This window comes from Vibrio sp. J502 (assembly GCF_025397955.1).
GTDB classification, from domain to species: Bacteria; Pseudomonadota; Gammaproteobacteria; order Enterobacterales; family Vibrionaceae; genus Vibrio; species Vibrio anguillarum.
This window is the reverse complement of the sequence record NZ_CP104554.1, coordinates 1,205,751-1,226,568: the sequence shown is the minus strand read 5'-3', so window position 1 is coordinate 1,226,568 and position 20,818 is coordinate 1,205,751. Positions and strand designations below refer to the sequence as shown.

Here is a 20,818-nt window from a genome sequence, read left to right as displayed (position 1 = left end):
GCCCCCAATCAGGAGGCGTTGATACCAGTGTAGACCCCGTAAACGAACGCCCCACCAGTAGACAAAGCAATAAGAACAGTGATGACGTCCGAAACGAGTTCTAACATGTTATTTCATTGCACCTACAATCATGCGCAGACCAAAGCCAACGGCAGCCATTGTAATTAAGCCAACAACAACAAGGCTGTAGTTTGACTGGCCAGAAGTAACAGCCGCTTCGATAGACTCTGGAACAGTAACAGCGAATGAACTTGCAGAAGCTACCGCAGCAGTAACACCAGTTGTGATAGTTGCAGCGTGTTTTTTCATGACGTTGATAAATTTCATAGTATTTACTCTCTTTACTAAGTTAATGATTAACCTCGACCGAGGCCTTTTAAAATACGACCCAAAATATGACCGGACACAAAGGACAATAATAAATAACCTGTTACGTCCGTATATAATTGAGAGTCGATAGTTAACGAACCCAGTGAATTGCTTTGTAATTGTTCCAACTCACTAGGCGTTAATATGACGTAAGTACAATCAAACCCACTTGGGGCAAGCATTAAATAGCCGTTGTATTGTATTACGCAGTTAGACATGACTAATCCAAAGGTAAAAGAATCATTTCACGGCCAATTTCAATATCACCATAGCGACCGACCGTAAAAGAATTAACAGACAAACGATATTTACCTGCAACATAAGCAGGTTGACCATCTTGAATTTTTACCTTGCATTCAAGTGGGAATTTACCGCCCAAATGAGCATAACCGATTTGTGAAATTTGCTTCCAAGGCTTGCCATTTTTTTCACCCTCACGAATATCTAAAGATTCATTTTCTTTGAATATCTCAATAATTAAATCATTCTTAATCATGTCTATTTATCCTTACGCTATTAGTCTAATTACATTCGCAGTATCAAAACCATACTTTCTACTTAATTCGCCGACTTGAGGCTCGACATACCAATCAGGACGCTGATTATCAAAATCAACGTTAATTACTTGCAAGAGAGGAATTACATTATCTTTGCCCTGCCCTTGTAAGTTTTGAATTTGTGTTTTACTAAAACCAGCCGCTAAGAGTTCATTAAGATGATTATAAAAACTGCGAGTTGCAGAATAGGATTGTTTAACGGATTCATAACCATCAGAAATCAAAGAACGATAAAAACGAAATACTCTATCAGCTCTAGAATAAGTAATATTACCCTTTGGAGTCGTTGTAAAATAAATTTGTTTGAGTTTATTATGAACTTCATCATCGTTAAATATATTCATTCTTTGACCCTCAAGAGCGTGAAGTAATGGTGAAAATGCTTTTAGCCATATGTCTTTAATTAGTGATTTACCGTCTTTTTCGTAATCGTGCTGATATTTAATTGCTTGATATAAATTTTTAGGGATACCCATTGCATCAAGATAACGACGATGAGCACCAGCTTCAAAACGTGCAAGATTGCGAGCGAAATTAATCAAACGCGGGTCTGACATAACATCAATAACTCGGTCATATTGAGTTGTTCCCCTAGCTTGAGATGCGCGCAAGTTAGAAAGTTGAGAATTGAATTCGGGATATTTCAAATAGACTTTACGATCACAATGTCTAGAACCTTGCGTGAAATAACACGTTGTTTCGTGCTCGTTCCTTACGCTTTTTCTCATTTGATTGTTGGATACGTTTTTCAAACACTGGATAACTTGCTTGCACTGTATCCGCCCCATGATCCCACGGGGCGATATTGTTAGTGTTGGAAGTTCCAAGGCAGGAGTGCATCGATATCAGGCTCAGATTTCGCTAGCTCTTTCATGCACTTAACCATGTAGTCGTAAAGGATAAGGCCGTTGGCTTTCGCTGTCTCGACGATACTGTAAAGCATCGCGCTCGCTTCAGCTCCATTGGGATTGGTCGAGAAGAGCCAGTTCTTTCTGCCTATAACCAGCGGTTTTATTGCGCGTTCAGCACGATTATTGTCTATCGATAAGTGACCGTCATCGATATAGCGGCTCAGCTTCGGCCACTGACCGAGCGTGTATTTTATCGCTTTACCCAGCGGGCTAGACTCAAGCACTTTCTGAGTTGTCATCCATTCATAAAGCTCATCCAGTATCGGCTTAGCATGCTCTTGGCGCTCTGCTTTCCGTTTTTCGGCACAGGCACCTTTTAAGCGTGATTCTATTCCATAGAGTTTCTGGATTTTAGCCAATGCACTATCCGCTTTGCCTGACTTGCCTTTGCCTTGCAGCTTTTTCGCCTCCATGAACTTGCGCCGAGCATGCGCCAAGCAACCGACATTGGTGACGAGATGAAGCCCATCATAAACACCATAGCCATCGGTTTGTAGATAACCACTGTAATCCCCCAAGAAGGCAACAGGGCACGCCCTAGCTCGACTGTTTTGATAGTCGTACAAGACGATATTTCTCACATTAGGGAGGGCGGCTTCAGGCGAGTCTGCGCCCGAGCAGTAAAGCCACATATAACACTGTTTATCTTCTTTGAGGACATTGAGCGGCGTTTCATCCGCCTGAATCACCACTTGCTCAAGTAGGTGCGTTTTTAAGGCCGCGTAAAGTGGAGCGAACTTCTCACTGACTTGGATAATCCACCTTGCCATGGTGGTTCGTGAGAGTTCGATACCCGACTGGGTAAACAGGGATTCTTGGCGGTAAAGTGGCATCGCGTATTGATATTTGCCGAGGATGATATTGGCCAACAAGCTTTCTGTGGCGAAGCTCTTCGGGATAATGCTTTGCGGCGCTGGCTTTTGAACGACGTGGTTTTTGTCTTCTGTTTGCTCGCATTGGCGGCAAGCATATTTAGGACGAACATATTCCAACACTTTTAGTACCGCTGGCGTGAACTCAAGTTTCTCGCTACGGTCTTCACCGATTTTATGCAGGTTATGTTGACAGCAAGTGCACTGCTTTTCATCGTCGTTTAAATCGAGTTCGATAACTTCACGAGGCAAGGTCTTTGGCAGTGGTTTGCGTTTACCACGTTTCTTCTTTGTGATGGTCGTTGTGACAACTTCAACCTCTTCTTCCTTAGCGGCCTCACACTCCGCTTCGTTGAAGAGATCACCTTGAGATTCATCGTAAGGCTTTAACGCCTCCGAGCGTTTAGCGAACTGACGGTCGAAGGCAAGTTTGAGCTGTTCAAGCAGCGATTGACGCTCTTGTTTCAATTGGGTTTCTGACGCCAACAGCGCTTTCACCATCGCTTGTAGCTCGGCAACATCTTGGCTTTCTGAGTTGATATTTGGCGTCTTTTTCATGGCATTGATTATACTAAAATCATGCCGTTAATGCTTGGTGGATATGGCTATATTATCGCTTAAGTCATTGTAAAATCGTTTATTCTAACGGGTTTATGGCCGATAATCGTGAAGCCAGAAAGCAGTCTGTCAAGCTCGAATTGAGTTAGGGTAAACACCTCATTTTGCTCTTTTGATGGCCACTTGTACTTGGCTTTTTCAAGGCGCTTGTACCAAAGAGCAAAGCCTGTTTTATCCCAGTACAGCACTTTGATTTTGTCGCGCTGTTTGTTGGTGAACAGGAACAGTGCGCCGCTGCCCAAGGGCAAGTCGGTGTCATTTTCGATAATCGCAGCGAGGCCGTTGATGGACTTTCTAAAATCGACGCTTTCGCGATAGAGATAGATTTCGGGAGCACTGAGCATACGTTTCATGACAGCGCACCGATAAGCTCTGCGAGATAGGTCGCTGGCGTGCCTTGTGGGATGCTCAGTTCAACATCATTGACGAGCAGCGTCATATTGGCAACGACAACGTGAGTGGCTTGATACTTTGTGGTCTTTTCAACGACTTCTGCTTTAACAAAGCCAACCGTGTTCGGTTTTTCGATGTGCTTTAACTGTTGGCGCTTAGCGTAAAAAGTGGAGAGGCTCAGTCCGTTACGTTCACAGAATAATCGTTGTGATAGTTGGCTGGATTCATAGTGTTCGAACAGGGTTCGCCATTCTTGGTTAGTGCGTCGTTTGGCCATTTCAAATCTCCTTTGGGTTGGAGGTTTGATCTTATTATTCGGGCTAGGTGATTAGAATGCGGGGTTTATGACGCGCTTACACTCTATTTTGTTTTAAAGATTAAAGACCAGACACTGATGACTGAGCAAATTCAAGAGCGCACCAAAGCTCAACAATATAATTTCAATAAACTTCAGAAGCGTATCCGTCGTAATACGGGTCAAGCCATTGCTGACTTTAATATGATTGAAGATGGCGACCGTATTATGGTATGTCTTTCTGGCGGTAAAGATAGCTTTACCATGCTGGATATTCTAATGAGCCTTCAGAAAAGTGCCCCTGTTAGCTTTGAGCTTATTGCCGTGAATCTTGATCAAAAACAGCCCGGATTTCCTGAACACATTCTGCCGCAGTACTTAGAGCAACTAGGCGTTGAATATAAAATTGTCGAAGAAGACACGTATTCTATTGTTCAAGATAAGATCCCTGAAGGGAAAACCACCTGCTCACTTTGTTCACGCTTACGCCGCGGTATTTTGTACCGTACAGCCAAAGAACTCGGTGCGACGAAAATTGCGTTAGGCCATCACCGTGACGACATTCTAGAAACGCTATTTTTGAACATGTTTTATGGTGGAAAGATCAAAGGAATGCCACCTAAACTTGTGTCTGATAACGGTGAACATGTGGTAATTCGCCCTCTAGCCTACTGTCGTGAAAAAGACATTATCAAATATGCGAACATGCGAGAGTATCCGATTATTCCATGTAATCTATGTGGCTCTCAGCCAAACATGCAACGTCAAAACATTAAGCAAATGCTAAATGGCTGGGATAAACAGTTCCCTGGGCGCATCGAGACCATGTTTAGTGCAATGCAAAATGTAGTGCCTAGCCATTTGGCTGATTTCAAGTTGTTTGACTTTAAGTCGATTAACCGTGATTCAGGCGTTATTAATGGCGGCGACATTGGTTTTGATAAAGAAGAGATGCCAATCCTAGCGCTCGAAGATGAGGATAGCGTGATGGAGTTTGATCCTAGTTTGAAGTTGGATGTCACCAATCTTTGATATTCCTACAAAGATAAAACGAGTACGGGCTGCGAATGCAGCCCTATTGATATTAGCCCAACATGTCTAATGTTTCGCTTTGGGAAGATAAGGTAACACGCGAACCGTTTCTTGTGGCAACTGCATCGATCCACCTTCACCCAGCTGACTGAGCTCCACTTGGGCTTTGCCATCTTCTATGTTAATGGTTTCGCCGTTACTCAACTGAATGAGCGAATTCAAATTATTGGCAAATTCGAGTGTGACACCAGAAACATCGGGTGTGAACCAACTCGCAAACATCCCGCCGAGCTCTTCCAGTAATTTTTGCATCTGGGGTAATAAGATGGCGACCTGTTGGTAAGATATTTCCCCTTTGAACTGCTCTTTTGCCATAACAACAGTCGAAAAGTCACAACGCATATCTTCAGGAGTATCGACAAACACTAACGGATTCGCTTGCCGTAAATGATCGTCTAAAGGAAGTAGTAGCTCGTGGTTGCTACTGACTTTCAACGCTTCATAGTGCTTCTCTTTTTCCATCCAAGCCTTCTCTATTGGGCAGAGCTGCTTGGTATTGGCATTAAGGAAATAATAAGCGACTTTGACATTGGGGTACTCTTCTTTCACGTTATTTTTCATTGCTGAAAACAACTTGGAGTATGTAAACATATACTCTTGAGCGTTAACGGGAAATGCGTTAGCAAGGCATAGCGTTGTCAGTAATAAGGTAAGTGTTCTTTTTTTCATTATTATTCTGTCCAGAAAGGCTGATTGTGACGCATCATAGATTGAAGATCTTGCACATAAGCTTCTCCGCGCTCTGAGTATTTCAGTAAGCCATTGGTCATCTCCATGGCACTGTCGGCACTCAATAAATCGGCATTATTTTTTCTTAATCGAAAACGAATCTCTCGTAAATCATGATAAGCGGAGTTGCGGTTAACATTCATGAAGTAACCGTGGATTGACTCTTGAACAGAACCAAAACTCGCCACTTCGTGAGTCATACCTTCCACTCGTTGCAAAGGTACCAACCCACACCCTACACTGTAACACCATTGACCGAAATAGTTGTTTCCTTCAGTTGCAAAGCGAGAGGTTCCCCAAGCCGATTCATTCGCTGCCTGGGTCAAGACTAACGCTTCGGGTAAAACGTCAACTCGATGCAGCATGTTTTCTAGCCATGCGCTAGTGATGCCTTCTGCAGGAATCGGTACTTCATATCGCTTAGAGAGTTTTTGCGCCTCACTATAGTCACTTTTGGCTATCTGATTGCTTAAATGATGCTGTGCAATCCTCTCTAATATCTCACGCTCTTGCAAAACACGTCTATTTTCCCACGCGATACCTGGTTTTAAGAAAGAAAAAAAAGCATGCTTTTTCTCATTCACATCATTGATGGCTGAGAAGTCAGGCGCTTTTCCAACAGCTCTAGCACCTTGTAAAGATGGAATGTCGCTTTTATAAGTCGTCTCGGTTGAGGTTTGCTTGACGTAATAAACGCTGCAACTCACAACCACGAGCAAGATGGCGGTAAGTAAGATTATTTTACGCATTGAACACCTGAGAATTTGGATTATTGTCGGATTGATTAGTCGCTATGATCTTTAGTTTGATGCCGAACATATTACGATAAATAATCCCTTTAGCATGGAAGAAGAAAGGTAATACAAAAATGAAACCTATCCCATAAAAGAGCGCGGCGGCAACGAACATTAGCATGATCACGGAATAAATCACGGCAATAGGAACGATTTTTTTATTTACTGCGCGTAATGATAATAGCAGTGATTGCATAGGTGGAACCCGTTTTTCGCAGATCAATAAGATGGATTGGCTAAACGCAATACTCAAATACATTGATAGCAATGGGAAAATCATTCCTGCTACACCTTGCAGTAATAAGCTGAATAGCGTTGCTAAAATCACTGGGATGGTGAACTGTAATCCCTTACCTATATGTCTTGGCTGTGTTCTTAACCCAGCGACATGACTCATCGCCATTAAGCTCACGCCAGCATAAATAGGTGCACTAACGACCTCATAGCTAAAATTAGCCACAAAAATAGCTTGTACAATATTGCCTGTGAAAGCTTCTGGTGTTTCTAACGCATCCAAGATTAGTGATGGATCACCCAGTTGCAATTTTAAAGCAATATAGAAGATCGCAAGCTGCACAAATAAAAGAATCACGATGGAAGGAGAAAAGGAGATAAATTGCTTGATCGTGCAATCCCATGCCTCTTTGAGCACGGCGTTGACTTTTAGCTCGTAATCTCCCTTGAGCGCATGCTCTACACTACCGCCTAAATTGAAATCTTTTTCAATATCATTATTCATAAAATGTCCTAGGCAACGGAAAAGCAAGTTGCCTGTATTTGGGTCACAAAGTTATTGTCATTATACTGCAATACACTCTAGTCCAAAATCAGAAGCCTAAACTGATCTTGCATTATTATGTGTTTGGTTGATAATTAACCACTTGAAAGCATTGAACAGTTAGTTAGTTCTGTATGGTAATCAATCTTTACTGCTACCTACAAAACTTTTTCTGTATCAATATAAGAAAACGCTTTGAATTCACTCTTTTGGTGATTATGATGCGCGCCTCAATTGTGTATAGCGACAGGTCGTAAGATAGGCATCCCTATAGACCAAGGTGGGAGAAAAACAGACGTTGAACGTAAAAAAATCAGTAGGAAAACCAGTAGTTCGTCTTTCTGGTATCAGTAAAAGTTTCGATGGTAAGGAAATCATTGGCAACCTAAACCTTGATGTTAATCATGGCGAATTCTTAACGATACTTGGTCCTTCTGGCTGTGGTAAAACAACAGTACTAAGAATGATTGCAGGTTTTGAAACCGCAGATCAAGGTTCAATTACTCTTGATAATCAAGATGTTACAAAAGTTCCTGCTGAACAGAGACACGTTAACACCGTCTTTCAAAGCTATGCACTTTTCCCACATATGACAGTATTTGAAAATGTCGCGTTTGGTTTGCGTATGCAAAAAGTGCCAACGGCGGACATTGAACCCCGTGTGATGGAAGCACTGCGGATGGTACGCCTCGACGCGATGGCCCAGCGTAAACCAAGTCAACTTTCTGGTGGTCAACAACAACGTATCGCTATCGCGCGTGCCGTTGTTAATAAACCTAAGGTTCTGTTGCTAGACGAATCTTTATCCGCGCTTGACTATAAACTGCGTAAGCAGATGCAAATGGAGCTTAAGCAGCTTCAACGTCAGCTTGGGATCACCTTTATCTTCGTTACGCACGATCAAGAAGAAGCCTTATCAATGTCGGATCGCATTATTGTTATGCGTGAAGGGAAAATTGAGCAAGATGGCTCTCCACGTGAAATTTACGAAGACCCTAAAAACCTATTTGTTGCTCGCTTCATCGGTGAGATCAACGTATTTAATGCTGAAACGATCGAACGAATTGACGATAAGCGTATTCGTGCACATATCGAAGGTGTTGAAGCGGTGGTTTATCACGATCAAAATGTACAACCCGGACACAAACTACAAGTTTTGCTGCGTCCTGAAGATCTTCGCATCGAAGAGATTAAAGAGTCAGAAGAAAAAGGCATTGTTGGACACGTGACAGAACGTACCTACAAAGGCATGACTCTAGAATCTGTAGTCGAATTGGAAGAATCAGGCATGCGCGTGACGGTTAGCGAATTCTTTAACGAAGATGATCCTGATGTGGACCATTCTCTCGGCCAGAAAGTCGCTATCACTTGGGTTGAAAGCTGGGAGGTAGTACTCGATGATGAGCAAGAAGCTTAATCTTCAAAATGCTATTATCACATTGATTGTTGGGTGGTTAGTGCTGTTTGTGCTAATCCCTAACGTTATGATCATTGGTACTAGCTTTTTGACTCGCGATGAAGCCAACTTAATTGAAATGACCTTCACGCTTGATAACTATACACGCTTATTGGATCCACTTTACGCCAAAGTGCTCATGCACTCTTTCTATATGGCAATTGTGGCTACCCTTCTCTGCTTGGTTATTGGTTATCCATTTGCTTACATTGTCGCAAAAATGCCACAAAAATGGCGTCCAATTATGCTGTTTTTGGTGATTGTTCCTTTTTGGACGAACTCTCTTATCCGTACCTACGGATTAAAAATAGTGCTGGGTACGCAAGGCATCCTAAACCAAGCTTTAATGGCTTTAGACATCATAGACAAACCACTGCGTATTATGTACACCGAGACAGCGGTAATGATTGGCTTGGTTTACATCTTGCTGCCTTTTATGATTCTTCCGCTCTATTCTGCTATTGAAAAATTGGACGATACCTACATTGAAGCCGCGCGAGATCTAGGGGCAAATAAGCTTCAAACTTTGCTGAAGGTAGTATTGCCATTGACCATGCCGGGTATCATCGGGGGCTGCTTGTTGGTGTTACTGCCAGCATTAGGTATGTTCTATATTGCTGACTTACTCGGTGGCGCGAAAAACCTGCTGATTGGTAACGTGATTAAGAGCCAAGTATTGAATGCTCGTGATTGGCCATTTGGCGCCGCGACCAGCATTGCCTTGACTCTGGCGATGGCTGTAATGCTTTATGCATACTATCGTGCTGGTAAGTTATTGAATAAGAAAGTGGAGCTAGACTAATGGGCAAAACAGTTAGATTTAGCTTTATGAGTTTAGTGTATGTATTTCTATACCTACCGATCATAGTGCTGATTGTAAACTCATTTAATGACAACAAATTTGGTATTAAATGGGGCGGTTTCACTACCAAGTGGTACCACGCTTTAGTTGCAAACGACAGCTTAGTTCAGGCCGCATGGCACTCGCTGAATGTAGCGGTTTTTTCAGCAACAGCAGCGACGCTGATTGGCAGTTTAACTGCTGTAGCTCTTTTTCGTTATCAATTTAAAGGTAAACGTGCAGTTAATGGTATGTTGTTTGTTGTAATGATGTCCCCAGATATTGTCATGGCAATTTCGCTACTTGCGCTATTCTTAGTGTTAGGTGCTCAGCTAGGTTTTCTTACTTTGTTGATTGCACACATTACATTCTGCTTACCTTTCGTTGTTGTGACTGTTTACAGTCGCCTCAACGGATTTGATGTAAAGATGCTCGAAGCTGCCAAAGATCTCGGTGCTGGCGAATGGGTGATTTTGACCAAAATCATTTTGCCATTAGCGAAACCGGCAGTTGCGGCTGGTTGGTTGCTGAGTTTCACACTGTCATTAGATGATGTGATCATTAGCTCTTTTGTAACCGGCCCTACTTACGAGATTTTACCATTGAAGATTTATTCTATGGTTAAAGTTGGCATTTCCCCAGAAGTTAACGCTCTGGCGACCGTGATGTTAGTTGTCTCATTGGCTCTAGTAATCACATCACAGTTGTTAGCAAGGGAAAAAGTGAAGTAGAATCGACATCTTGTAATACATTACGCGAAACAGAATGACAAATCGTCATTCTGTTTTTCTATCTAACGCCTAAAAATAGGCAACGTTTGGTTTGGAGCTAACGTCAATGAAAAAATGGGCTACTCTATTAGCTGGTAGTGCATGTGCGCTTTCTTTGTTCTCTGGAGCAGTAACAGCGGATGAAAACAAGGAACTAGTATTCATGAACTGGGGGCCATACATTAACAGTGGTCTTCTAGAGCAGTTTACGAAAGAGACCGGCATCAAGGTCATTTATTCAACTTATGAATCGAATGAAACCCTGTATGCAAAGCTAAAAACTCACAACCAAGGTTATGATCTTGTTGTTCCATCCACCTACTTCGTTTCTAAAATGCGCGATGAAGGTATGTTACAAAAGATTGATAAGTCTAAATTAAGCAACTTTAAAAACCTTGATAACAACTATTTGAATAAACCTTACGATCCAAATAATGATTATTCAATTCCACACGTGGTTGCTATCACTGGGCTTGCGGTTAATACCGATATGTATGATCCCAATGATTTCCAAAGCTGGGGTGACCTATGGAACCCAGAGTTGAAAGGCCAGCTAATGTTGATGGATGATACTCGTGAGGTATTCCACATTGCCCTTCGTAAGTTAGGTTACTCAGGTAACACTACGGATGAAAAGCAAATTGATGAGGCCTACGCTGAGCTGCAAAAACTAATGCCTAATGTATTGGTATTTAACTCAGATAACCCTGCCGCTCCTTACCTCTCTGGTGAAGTTGGCTTAGGTATGCTGTGGAATGGCTCTGCTGCAGCGGCGCAAAAAGAAGGCTTGCCAATTAAGCTTGTTTTCCCTAAAGAAGGCGGTATCGGTTGGGTTGACAACTTTGCTATCAGTTCTGGTGCCAAAAACGTAGAAGCCGCACATAAGATGATCGACTTCTTGCTACGTCCAGAAATTGCAGAACAAATTTCTCGCGACACGGGTTATTTAACCGGCGTGAAAGCGTCTAATGAGAAATTTAAAGACAGCCCTGCTCTTTTCCCATCTCAAGATGATTTAGATCGTGTTGAATGGCAATCTGCCGTTGGTGAAAAAACTGTGCAGTATGAAGATTACTTTATGAAGTTAAAAGCGGGTCAATAATTCCGCAAAAAGTATGAAATAGGCAGCACTAGCTGCCTATTTTCGTTAAAACTGGTATACTTTGCACTTTCGTATCACGCACCCTTGCCTAGTTAAGCTTTGGCACCGACTAAAATGGAAACGTAATGAAAAGCACACTGTATGCTGGCGCTATTTGCGCAGCAACTCTATTCACTACGCCTGCAATGGCTGCAGATCAAGAGCTTTATTTTTACAACTGGTCTGAATATATCCCCCACGACGTTCTCGAAGATTTCACCAAAGAGACAGGAATTAAAGTCATTTACTCAACCTATGAGTCTAATGAAAGCATGTATGCCAAGTTAAAAACTCAAGGTTCCGGCTACGATCTTGTCGTGCCATCCACCTACTTTGTTTCTAAAATGCGTAAAGAAGGCATGTTGCAGGAGATTGACCACGCTAAGCTTTCTCATTTTGCTGATCTTGATTCTAACTATCTCAATAAATCGTTCGACCCAAACAACAAATTTTCTATCCCTTATATCTGGGGCGCCACGGGGATTGGTATTAATACCGATATGCTTGATAAATCACTGATCAAAAACTGGGGCGACTTATGGGATGCCAAATGGGAAGGTCAGTTGATGATGATGGACGATGCTCGTGAGGTGTTCCATATTGCACTGAGTAAGCTTGGTTACTCACCTAATACGATGGATCCTGACGAAATTAAAGCGGCCTATGAAGAGCTTAAAAAACTGATTCCAAACGTGTTAGTGTTCAACTCCGACTTTCCCGCAAACCCTTTTTTAGCGGGTGAAGTTTCTTTAGGTATGTTATGGAATGGCTCGGCGTATATGGCCCGCCAAGAAGGCGCTTCAATTGACATTATTTGGCCAGAAAAAGGCGCGATTTTCTGGATGGATAGCATATCCATTCCGGCCGGGGCCAAAAACGTTGATGCGGCTCATAAGATGATTGATTTCTTATTGCGCCCTGAGAATGCAGCAAAAATCGCATTAGAAATTGGTTACCCAACTCCCGTTAAAACAGCCTATTCACTGTTACCCAAATCTTTCGCCAATGATCCTAATATCTTCCCTCCACAATCTGTTATGGACAGCGGGTTTTGGCAAGATGAGGTGGGAGAAGCGAATGTGTTGTACGACGAATACTTCCAGAAGCTCAAAGTAAATAATTGATCATATTCAATATTTAGATAACACGCCTACTCTAGGCGTGTTTCTTTTTTGGCATTTCTAACCCTAATATCTCTTCCACTAACCGCGGAACTTCAATACTGGCTTTACCGTAGCGTTTTTCCTCAAACTCACTTTCAACGGCACTCGGTTCTAAGTTGATCTCAATGGTGTGCGCACCATGCATTCTGGCATCATGAACAAAGCCTGCAGCAGGATAAACAACGCCCGATGTACCGATAGAGATAAAAAGATCAGCCGTCTCGAGTGCTGAATAAATATCGCCCATGCGCAGTGGCATTTCGCCAAACCAAACAATATGAGGTCGCATTTGAGCTGGAATTTGACAGCAATGACAAAGCTCTCCGCTCAGAATGTCGTCTTTATGCTCTATTACTTGGTTAGAAACGCTGCAGCGTGCTTTAAGCAGCTCACCGTGCATATGAATCACCTGTTTGCTACCCCCCCGCTCATGAAGGTTATCGATATTCTGCGTAATAATCGTTACGTTTCCCTCTAGCTCTTGCTCTAATTTACCAAGCGCGATGTGGGCGGCATTAGGTTGTATTGATTCAGATTGGAGTTTTCGACGACGCTGATTATAGAAATCCTGTACGAGATCGGGATCACGTGCGAAACCTTCAGGGGTCGCGACATCCTCTATTTTATGGTTTTCCCATAACCCATCTTGAGCACGAAATGTTTTGATGCCTGATTCCGCTGAAATGCCTGCCCCCGTGAGGATCACGATATTCTTGTAAGGGAAATTCATACTATGTCCTTATTGCACGCTTTTTTGCTAGCTTAGCACCGATGCAATAACAACAGTAGTTTTGAGGGTTAGACCATAGTATAAAATGGCCATTGATTGCTTATTTTCTGTGACATAAACCGAGCTATGAAATAGACCGAAGTACCCCGCGACTTCGGTCTATATGTAATCAATCTTCGTTAATGGCGGAGATTTTATGAATAGCCAAATCCGCGCCGTTAAATTCGTCTTCTTCAGATAAACGCAATCCAGTCAATACATTGAGAGAGCCATAAACGATTGCGGCACCTAATACTGCCACTGAAATACCCAATAAGGTTCCTAGTAGTTGAACGGCGAGGCTGACACCACCTAGGCCGCCGAGTGATGATTGGCCAAAAATACCAGCGGCAATCCCGCCCCATGCACCACAAACACCATGTAATGGCCATACACCTAATACATCGTCTATTCTCGTTCGGTTTTGTAGTTGAGTGAACAACCAAACAAATAAAGCACCCGCTACCACTCCCGTCACTAAGGCACCCAGTGGGTGCATCAAGTCCGATCCTGCACACACCGCGACTAATCCCGCTAGAGGACCATTGTGGATAAAGCCAGGGTCATTTTTTCCGACAATTAACGCTGCTAAAATACCACCAGTCATGGCCATTAAAGAGTTCATCGCGACTAATCCACTAATTCCATTTAATGTTTGCGCTGACATGACGTTAAAACCAAACCAGCCCACACAAAGGATCCACGCGCCCAGTGCTAGGAACGGAATGTTGGATGGAGCAAAGTTGGTGTGCTTTCCTGCACGTACTCTTCCCTTACGCATTCCTAGAAACATGACAGCGATGAGTGCAATCCATCCGCCGACCGCATGCACGACCACCGAACCAGCGAAATCGTGAAAAGCAGCACCGAATTGAGCTTCAAACCAGCTTTGCACGCCATAATTGCCATTCCAAATCATTCCCTCAAACAGCGGATAAACAAACCCAACGGTGAAAAAAGTAGCAATGAGAATGGGGTAAAACCGAGCGCGCTCGGCAATGCCTCCAGAAACGATAGCAGGAATAGCGGCGGCAAACGTCAATAGAAAAAAGAACTTAACTAGATGATAGCCGTTCCCTTGGGCAAGGGTTTGTGCATCAGCAAAGAAATGAGCGCCGTAGGCTATCCAGTAACCGATAAAAAAATAGGCGATCGTAGAAATACCGAAATCGGCGAGAATTTTTACCAGCGCGTTCACTTGGTTCTTTTTACGCACAGTCCCCACCTCAAGAAAGGCAAATCCGGCGTGCATTAAAAACACCATGATTGCTCCGAGCAGCAAAAATAGCGTATCAGAACTTTGAGTCAGGGCTTGTACGGCACCTTGAACCTGACTTACGGTTTGAGCCATCTTAGTGATTCTCCATTGAAATGTTGTGCACCAATCCTGTGCTACTTGATTATTTTCTCACCAATATAGTGAGTTATTGGTATTGAACAGCCTTAAAGCAAAATACATTCCAAAATAAACAAATGAATCAATAACTTTTCAATATCAAATAACTTATTGAAATAGAGTGAATTATATAAATATCAAGGGAGTTGTTGCATGATAGAAGAATAAACGTATTCATAAAAAGCGCACCAAATTGGAACGTGCGCTCCATTTTAATGCACTCTATTTTTTGGCTCGTTCCAGATTGCAGGCATTAAAAAGGCCTCCCGCAGGAAGCCTTTTCTTAAGAGTAAACTGTGGATTAGTTTACGCCACGAGATTTCAAGAATTCAGAATAAGTGCCTTTGAAATCGGTCAGTTTGTTATCACGGATTTCAATGATGCGCGTTGCCAGTGAGTCCACAAATACGCGGTCGTGAGATACGAAGAACAGAGTCCCTTTGTAGTTCTCCAAAGCCGTGTTGAGTGATTCGATCGATTCCATGTCCATGTGGTTGGTTGGCTCATCCATCAACAGCATGTTTGGCTTATGCATCATTAGTTTACCAAGCAACATACGACCTTGTTCACCACCAGAGATGACCTTAACGGATTTCTTGATGTCATCTTGGCCAAACAACATGCGCCCTAAGAAGCTGCGGATCACTTGCTCGTCATCCCCTTCTTGACGCCATTGGCTCATCCAGTCAAACAGGTTCATATCTTCGGCAAAATCGTGCGCGTGATCTTGAGCGTAGTAACCAATATTTGCGTTTTCAGACCATTTATAGCTGCCGCTACGAGGCTCAAGTACACCTGCTAAGGTGTTAAGCAGTGTTGTTTTACCGACGCCGTTTTCACCAATGATCGCTACGCGTTCGCCTACTTCAAAAATGGCGTTGAAGTTACTGAATAGATCGTTTTCAAAACCTTGGCTAAGGTTTTCAACTTCTAACGCGTTGCGGAACAACTCTTTCGATTGTTCAAAACGAATGAAAGGGTTTTGGCGGCTAGACGCTTTAACTTCGTCCAATTGGATCTTGTCAATCTGCTTAGCTCGTGACGTCGCTTGCTTCGCTTTAGATGCGTTCGCAGAAAAGCGTGCAACGAAAGTTTGCAGTTCAGCAATCTGTGCTTTCTTCTTGGCATTATCAGAGAGCAGACGAGCACGCGCTTGCGATGCCGCTGTCATGTACTCGTCATAGTTACCCGCGTAAAGACGTAGTTCACCATAATCCAAGTCAGCCATATGTGTACATACGCTGTTTAAGAAGTGACGGTCGTGCGAGATGATGATCATGGTGCAGTTACGTTGGTTTAGTGTATCTTCTAGCCAGCGAATGGTATCCATATCCAAGTTGTTGGTTGGTTCGTCAAGCAGCATGATGTGTGGTTCAGCAAACAAAACTTGCGCCAGTAGCACACGCAGTTTCCAACCTGGTGCCACTTCGCTCATCAAACCAAAGTGCTGTTCAAGAGGAATGCCCACCGCAAGCAACAATTCACCGGCTTTAGACTCGGCCATGTAGCCGTCCATTTCCGCGAATTCAGTTTCGAGATCCGCAACCTTCATGCCATCTTCTTCGGTCATTTCAGGCAGAGAATAGATACGGTCACGTTCTTGTTTAACTTTCCACAACTCTTTGTGGCCCATGATTACCGTGTCAATAACCGTGAACTCTTCGTAAGCGAATTGATCCTGATTCAGTTTCGCCATGCGTTCGTTAGGATCATAGCTAACGTTACCACTCGAAGGTTCAAGCTCTCCGCTTAGAATCTTCATAAATGTTGACTTACCACAACCGTTAGCGCCAATCAGGCCATAGCGATTACCTTCGCCAAACTTAACGGAAATGTTTTCAAACAGAGGCTTTGCGCCAAATTGTTGAGTGATATTCGCGGTGGAGATCAAAACCAGTACCTTAATAAATGTGAATTGTATAAAAAACTGCGCAACGTTACTTGTTCAAGGCTCGAACTGCAAGCGATGTTTTTGTTTCACTGCCCTCGTAGTGCGAGTAACTCGCTCATTTAATGCCTACCTGCCACTGATCATAAGTTTCGAGAGAGCAATCACATCCCCTGCGCTGGTTTTTGATACTTATTGATACATCTGCGACTATCACTGCAAACCTATAGGATACCCGTATGATTTCAGTTGCTTTGGTGGATGACCACCTCATGGTTCGCTCTGGTTTTGCACAACTGTTATCGGTTGAACCAGACATTCATGTCCACAGTGAGTATGGTAGCGCGCGCGAAGCATTTCGTGCGCTGGTGAACGCTTCTATCGATGTGGCAGTTATCGACATTTCAATGCCCGACGAAAGTGGGCTTGTGTTGTTAGAGAAACTGCGCCGCGCTTAGCCGGACTTTAAAGCCATCATTCTCTCTATTTATGATTCAGCGTCCTTTGTCAGTAAAGCGCTAGAAGCTGGCGCTTGTGGTTATTTATCAAAACGTTGTGGGCCTGGAGAGTTAGTGAGTGCCATTCGTACCGTGGCTAATGGTGATCGCTATTTGTGTGCCGATGCCTTAATTAACCTAAGCAATGCTTCAGGTACGCCATCTGTCCTTGAAGGGTTAACTAAACGCGAAAGAGAGGTGTTTGATCACCTGATTTTAGGCAAAGACGTTAAAGAGATTGGTTACGATTTATCAATTAGCCACAAAACGATTCACGTGCATCGGGCAAATATTTTAAGCAAACTAGGGCTTACCAACAATGTGGATCTCATCCGCTTTGCTATTACTCACCAACTGTTGGTTAACGAGACGTTATAGAAGCGACTATGCATTTTCATCATCGATTTTCTGAAGCTTTACCTCGGTTGTCTCTCTCCTCTGGCTTTAGCTATGCATTTGCATGCGTTTTGTATTCAATTGGTTGGTTTTGTTTATGGAACATCAGCCGCTACTTAACTCCTGATTTATTGCTGGCTGGTCTGTTTTTGCCCACAGGCTTAAAGCTGGCCACACTCGCTCTTGCACCACGTCGTTTTTGGCTTGGGATCACTTTATGCGAAATGGCTATAGTGGTGTTGCTCGGGCATGTGTTGGCTATCGCAGCTCATGAATATCTATTACTGCTGTTTGCATTGATCGCTTATTGGCTGGCGATTGCCTTTCAATCTCTCTGGACATCACTACACGTTTATTGGAAAAAACTGTTGGCGCTTACCGGGTTGACGGTCGTTTACGGCATCTTATGTGGAAGCTCGGTTTTGCTGTTGGTCAAACCGCTCAACCTCGAACTGCATTACGTGGCACAAGCGACCGTTTCAGCTCTGACCGGCGGTATACTGCTCACTCCGTTCTTATTTCTCCTGTACGATTATCTACATCAGCAGATCTGGAGACCACTGTCACCCGATCTTATTCATCAAGACGTAACACTTCGCCCCTCTGCGTTGCTGTGGTGTTTGCTTTTTTTTAGTGGCGGATTGATCGCGGAGTTAACCTTGCTAGAGCAGCTCAAACCGATCGCCCTGCTCATTTTCCTGCTTCCCAATATTTTTATGGCTTATAAATACGGTTGGCAAGGCGGCGTATTGGCTAGTCTAATGAACAGTATTTTGCTTGCTACGGCACGGCAAATGACAGGTTCATTTGAATCCGATATTGAACTACAAAGTTTTATAGCGACGCAGGCTTTTGTTGGTTTAGGGCTTGGTATCGCGATTAGCCGTCAATATTTCTTGGCGCAACGCTTAGCTAAAATTAACCAAAAGCTGGCAATTGAACTCGCGAACAAACAGCAACTGGCTCGGCAATTAGTCAAGGTTGAAGAGCAAATCCGAAAATCAGTTGCACGCGAACTGCATGATGAAATTGGCCAAAATATCACCGCGATACAGATCCAATCCATGCTCGCTAGTCGCTTGGCACAAAATGAAAAACAAACCAACATCGCTGAGACGATCAACACGCTCGCGCTACGAATTCACTCATCGACACGTCAATTATTAACCGAGCTTCGCCCTCATGCGCTTGATGAATTGGGGCTTGAGAGTGCAATTCGGCAGCTTGCAAGTGAAATGAAATTTGCGGAACGACACGTCGATTTTCGTCTGAATTTCGGAATTTTTGCAGAGCGTTTAGATGACATTACGGCCGTTACACTGTATCGAATTATTCAAGAGCTGCTTAATAACGTGTGCAAACATGCACAAGCATCAGCCGTGCAATTAAGCCTTGTTCCCGGTGACATGTTCAGTGTCGAGCTGCGTGATAATGGCATTAGTTTAGCTTCCAATTGGCGCAGCAAAGGCCAAGGCTTACTCGGCATCGAAGAACGCGTCAGCGCACTGGGTGGCACATTTTTAATTGAATCGCAGCGTAGCCAAATACCACTTGGGACGCGCATAACTGTTAACTTGCCCACAAAACCGCTCACAATATCAACAAACTAGGAAAATTTCCTAGTCACTTATAACTTTGTCTCATTCATTTGGTGAATCACTCCGATACCATCTCTTAGCACTAGGGAGAAACAAAGCATGCTGGGTTTTCTGATTTCAAAACCGACATCAGCACCTATAGAACCACAGGACATTGATGCAACCTATCGTTACTGGCGCTTGCATTTAATGTTATCGATGTACGTCGGCTATGGGGTGTTTTATTTCACACGCAAAAGTCTCAATTTTGCCATGCCTGCGATGCTCACTGATCTCGGGCTTGAACATTCCGATGTTGGTCTGCTTGGTACGCTCTTTTACATGACCTACGGTTTGTCAAAGTTTGTTTCTGGCATGGTCAGCGACCAATCAAAACCGAGTTACTTCATGGGTTTGGGGCTGGTTGCAACGGGCGTAGTTAATGTGCTGTTTGGTTTGAGCTCTTCCCTAGCCGCATTTACCGTGCTTTGGACATTGAACGCTTTTTTCCAAGGTTGGGGATGGCCGCCGTGCGCTAAATTGCTCACCACTTGGTATTCCCGATCTGAACGTGGGTTTTGGTGGTCTATCTGGAACACTTGCCACAATTTAAGTGGCGCGCTCATTCCGATCAGCATTGGTTTTATCGCTGTGACTTTTGGTTGGCGGTACGGATTTATTGCACCGGGTTGCTTGGCGATCATCGTTGGTTTAGTGCTCTGCTTTCGCATGCAAGATAAGCCCACAACGTTAGGGTTACCCCCAGTGGGTGAGTGGCGTAACGATGAATTAGAAAAGCGCCATGAGTCTGAAGGTAAAGGGCTGCCATTTCGCCAAATTTTAAGTCGTTACGTGCTAGGGAATAAGTACATTTGGCTGTTATGTAGCTCCTATCTACTGGTGTATGTGGTGCGTATCGCGCTAAATGATTGGGGTAATTTATACCTCACTGAACGGCATGGTTATGAGCTTTTTTCGGCCAACGCTGCCGTATCAATGTTTGAAGTCGGAGGATTCTTAGGATCGCTATTTGGTGGTTGGGGCTCGGACAAATTTTTTAAAGGCAATCGAGCGCCGATGAACTTGATTTTTGCGCTAGGCATTTTCATTTCAGTGGCCGCGTTATGGCTAACACCGATTGACAACTTTGTGGTGTTGTCGGGCTGCTTCTTTTCCATCGGATTTTTTATTTTTGGTCCGCAAATGATGATAGGAATGGCCGCCGCTGAATGTTCGCACAAGGATGCGGCTGGAACCGCGACCGGTTTTGTCGGCTTATTTGGCTATCTTGGTGCAGCGTTAGCCAGTTACCCATTGGCTGTCATTATTGAACAATTTAGTTGGGAAGGATTTTTCAGTGTCATTACCCTCTCAGCCGCACTGATTGGATTACTGATTTTGCCCTTTTTAAAAGCGCAGCAGCGTGCAGGGAATGCCGTCACTATGTCATAACCTTTCCTCACGTTGTTTTCTGATTTCGCTGTGTCATGCAGCAAAAACGAAATCACAGGAATGT

The 20,818-nt window shown here is 43.6% G+C and carries 20 protein-coding genes and 2 pseudogenes; 9 read left to right on the top strand and 13 right to left on the bottom strand.

The annotated features are described in order from the left end of the window. Positions 1–108 precede the first annotated feature (108 nt). From N5E84_RS05765 to tnpA, 7 genes and pseudogenes are all read right to left on the bottom strand, one after another. The gene (locus N5E84_RS05765) at positions 109–327 is read right to left on the bottom strand and encodes a hypothetical protein (protein ID WP_017041960.1); all 219 of its coding nucleotides are present in this window, start codon (positions 325–327) and stop codon (positions 109–111) included. Positions 328–356: 29 nt separating this feature from the next. Beyond that, positions 357–587 (bottom strand): hypothetical protein, encoded by a 231-nt coding sequence (locus N5E84_RS05760; RefSeq protein WP_175418706.1) that lies wholly within the window; start codon positions 585–587, stop codon positions 357–359. 2 nt (positions 588–589) lie between these two features. Continuing rightward, positions 590–865 (bottom strand): single-stranded DNA-binding protein, encoded by a 276-nt coding sequence (locus tag N5E84_RS05755; protein WP_019281835.1) that lies wholly within the window; start codon positions 863–865, stop codon positions 590–592. A 12-nt stretch (positions 866–877) separates the two neighbouring features. Continuing rightward, positions 878–1,699, bottom strand: a pseudogene (locus N5E84_RS05750) (phage/plasmid replication protein, II/X family); the annotation flags it as partial. Positions 1,700–1,734: 35 nt separating this feature from the next. Further along, on the bottom strand, positions 1,735–3,267 hold the full coding sequence (locus tag N5E84_RS05745; RefSeq protein WP_069211897.1) for an IS66-like element ISVa11 family transposase: 1,533 nt from the start codon (positions 3,265–3,267) through the stop codon (positions 1,735–1,737). A gap of 59 nt (positions 3,268–3,326) precedes the next feature. Further along, positions 3,327–3,680, bottom strand: coding sequence for an IS66 family insertion sequence element accessory protein TnpB (tnpB, locus tag N5E84_RS05740; RefSeq protein ID WP_019283195.1), 354 nt, complete (start codon positions 3,678–3,680; stop codon positions 3,327–3,329). Next, on the bottom strand, positions 3,677–3,997 hold the full coding sequence (gene tnpA / locus N5E84_RS05735; protein ID WP_019283194.1) for an IS66 family insertion sequence element accessory protein TnpA: 321 nt from the start codon (positions 3,995–3,997) through the stop codon (positions 3,677–3,679). Before tnpA ends, tnpB begins: the two co-directional genes overlap by 4 nt. A 117-nt stretch (positions 3,998–4,114) precedes the next feature. On the opposite strand from tnpA, the gene ttcA reads away from it, so the two are divergent. Beyond that, positions 4,115–5,047, top strand: a complete 933-nt coding sequence (gene ttcA / locus N5E84_RS05730; protein ID WP_013856889.1) for a tRNA 2-thiocytidine(32) synthetase TtcA — start codon at positions 4,115–4,117, stop codon at positions 5,045–5,047. 66 nt (positions 5,048–5,113) lie between these two features. Here the strand turns inward: ttcA and N5E84_RS05725 are convergent, their stop codons facing one another. Genes N5E84_RS05725 through N5E84_RS05715 form a run of 3 tightly spaced genes read right to left on the bottom strand, consistent with a single transcriptional unit; the run spans position 5,114 to position 7,369 of the window. Next, on the bottom strand, positions 5,114–5,776 hold the full coding sequence (locus tag N5E84_RS05725) for a DUF2987 domain-containing protein (RefSeq protein WP_019282169.1): 663 nt from the start codon (positions 5,774–5,776) through the stop codon (positions 5,114–5,116). Positions 5,777–5,778: 2 nt separating this feature from the next. Continuing rightward, a complete protein-coding gene (locus N5E84_RS05720) occupies positions 5,779–6,585 on the bottom strand; it encodes a glucosaminidase domain-containing protein (RefSeq protein WP_069212176.1) in 807 nt (268 codons plus the stop codon). Next, a complete protein-coding gene (locus tag N5E84_RS05715; protein WP_026028002.1) occupies positions 6,578–7,369 on the bottom strand; it encodes a membrane protein in 792 nt (263 codons plus the stop codon). Before N5E84_RS05715 ends, N5E84_RS05720 begins: the two co-directional genes overlap by 8 nt. 319 nt (positions 7,370–7,688) lie before the next feature. Between N5E84_RS05715 and potA the strand changes: the two genes are divergently transcribed. The 5 genes from potA (at position 7,689) to N5E84_RS05690 (ending at position 12,740) form a co-directional block, all read left to right on the top strand. Beyond that, a complete protein-coding gene (gene potA / locus N5E84_RS05710; protein WP_010320264.1) occupies positions 7,689–8,825 on the top strand; it encodes a spermidine/putrescine ABC transporter ATP-binding protein PotA in 1,137 nt (378 codons plus the stop codon). Next, positions 8,809–9,666: a spermidine/putrescine ABC transporter permease PotB gene (potB, locus tag N5E84_RS05705; protein ID WP_026027331.1), complete on the top strand. Its 858-nt coding sequence runs from the start codon at positions 8,809–8,811 to the stop codon at positions 9,664–9,666. Before potA ends, potB begins: the two co-directional genes overlap by 17 nt. Next, positions 9,666–10,436 carry a spermidine/putrescine ABC transporter permease PotC gene (gene potC / locus N5E84_RS05700; RefSeq protein ID WP_013856883.1) on the top strand — a complete coding sequence of 257 codons (771 nt, stop codon included), beginning with the start codon at positions 9,666–9,668 and terminating at the stop codon, positions 10,434–10,436. The genes potB and potC overlap by 1 nt, the downstream gene beginning before the upstream one ends. Before the next feature lie 106 nt (positions 10,437–10,542). Then, positions 10,543–11,577 (top strand): extracellular solute-binding protein, encoded by a 1,035-nt coding sequence (locus tag N5E84_RS05695; RefSeq protein WP_029388221.1) that lies wholly within the window; start codon positions 10,543–10,545, stop codon positions 11,575–11,577. Positions 11,578–11,702: 125 nt separating this feature from the next. After that, the gene (locus tag N5E84_RS05690) at positions 11,703–12,740 is read left to right on the top strand and encodes an extracellular solute-binding protein (protein ID WP_069212175.1); all 1,038 of its coding nucleotides are present in this window, start codon (positions 11,703–11,705) and stop codon (positions 12,738–12,740) included. A gap of 31 nt (positions 12,741–12,771) precedes the next feature. Here N5E84_RS05690 and cobB read toward each other — a convergent pair whose 3' ends face one another. The 3 genes from cobB to N5E84_RS05675 form a co-directional block, all read right to left on the bottom strand. Next, complete coding sequence (gene cobB / locus N5E84_RS05685; RefSeq protein ID WP_013856880.1) at positions 12,772–13,509, bottom strand: Sir2 family NAD+-dependent deacetylase; 738 nt, start codon at positions 13,507–13,509, stop codon at positions 12,772–12,774. Positions 13,510–13,678: 169 nt separating this feature from the next. Beyond that, positions 13,679–14,899, bottom strand: a complete 1,221-nt coding sequence (locus tag N5E84_RS05680; protein WP_069212174.1) for an ammonium transporter — start codon at positions 14,897–14,899, stop codon at positions 13,679–13,681. Between the two features lie 346 nt (positions 14,900–15,245). After that, entirely contained in the window at positions 15,246–16,835 is a 1,590-nt protein-coding gene (locus N5E84_RS05675) for an ABC-F family ATPase (RefSeq protein ID WP_019282167.1), read from the bottom strand. Positions 16,836–17,071: 236 nt separating this feature from the next. Between N5E84_RS05675 and N5E84_RS05670 the strand changes: the two are divergent. From N5E84_RS05670 to uhpC, 3 genes and pseudogenes are all read left to right on the top strand, one after another. Continuing rightward, positions 17,072–17,707: pseudogene (locus tag N5E84_RS05670) on the top strand (response regulator). 8 nt (positions 17,708–17,715) lie between these two features. Beyond that, positions 17,716–19,335: an MASE1 domain-containing protein gene (locus N5E84_RS05665; protein WP_069212173.1), complete on the top strand. Its 1,620-nt coding sequence runs from the start codon at positions 17,716–17,718 to the stop codon at positions 19,333–19,335. Positions 19,336–19,422: 87 nt separating this feature from the next. Next, complete coding sequence (gene uhpC / locus N5E84_RS05660; RefSeq protein ID WP_069212172.1) at positions 19,423–20,754, top strand: MFS transporter family glucose-6-phosphate receptor UhpC; 1,332 nt, start codon at positions 19,423–19,425, stop codon at positions 20,752–20,754. The last annotated feature ends 64 nt before the right edge of the window (positions 20,755–20,818 follow it).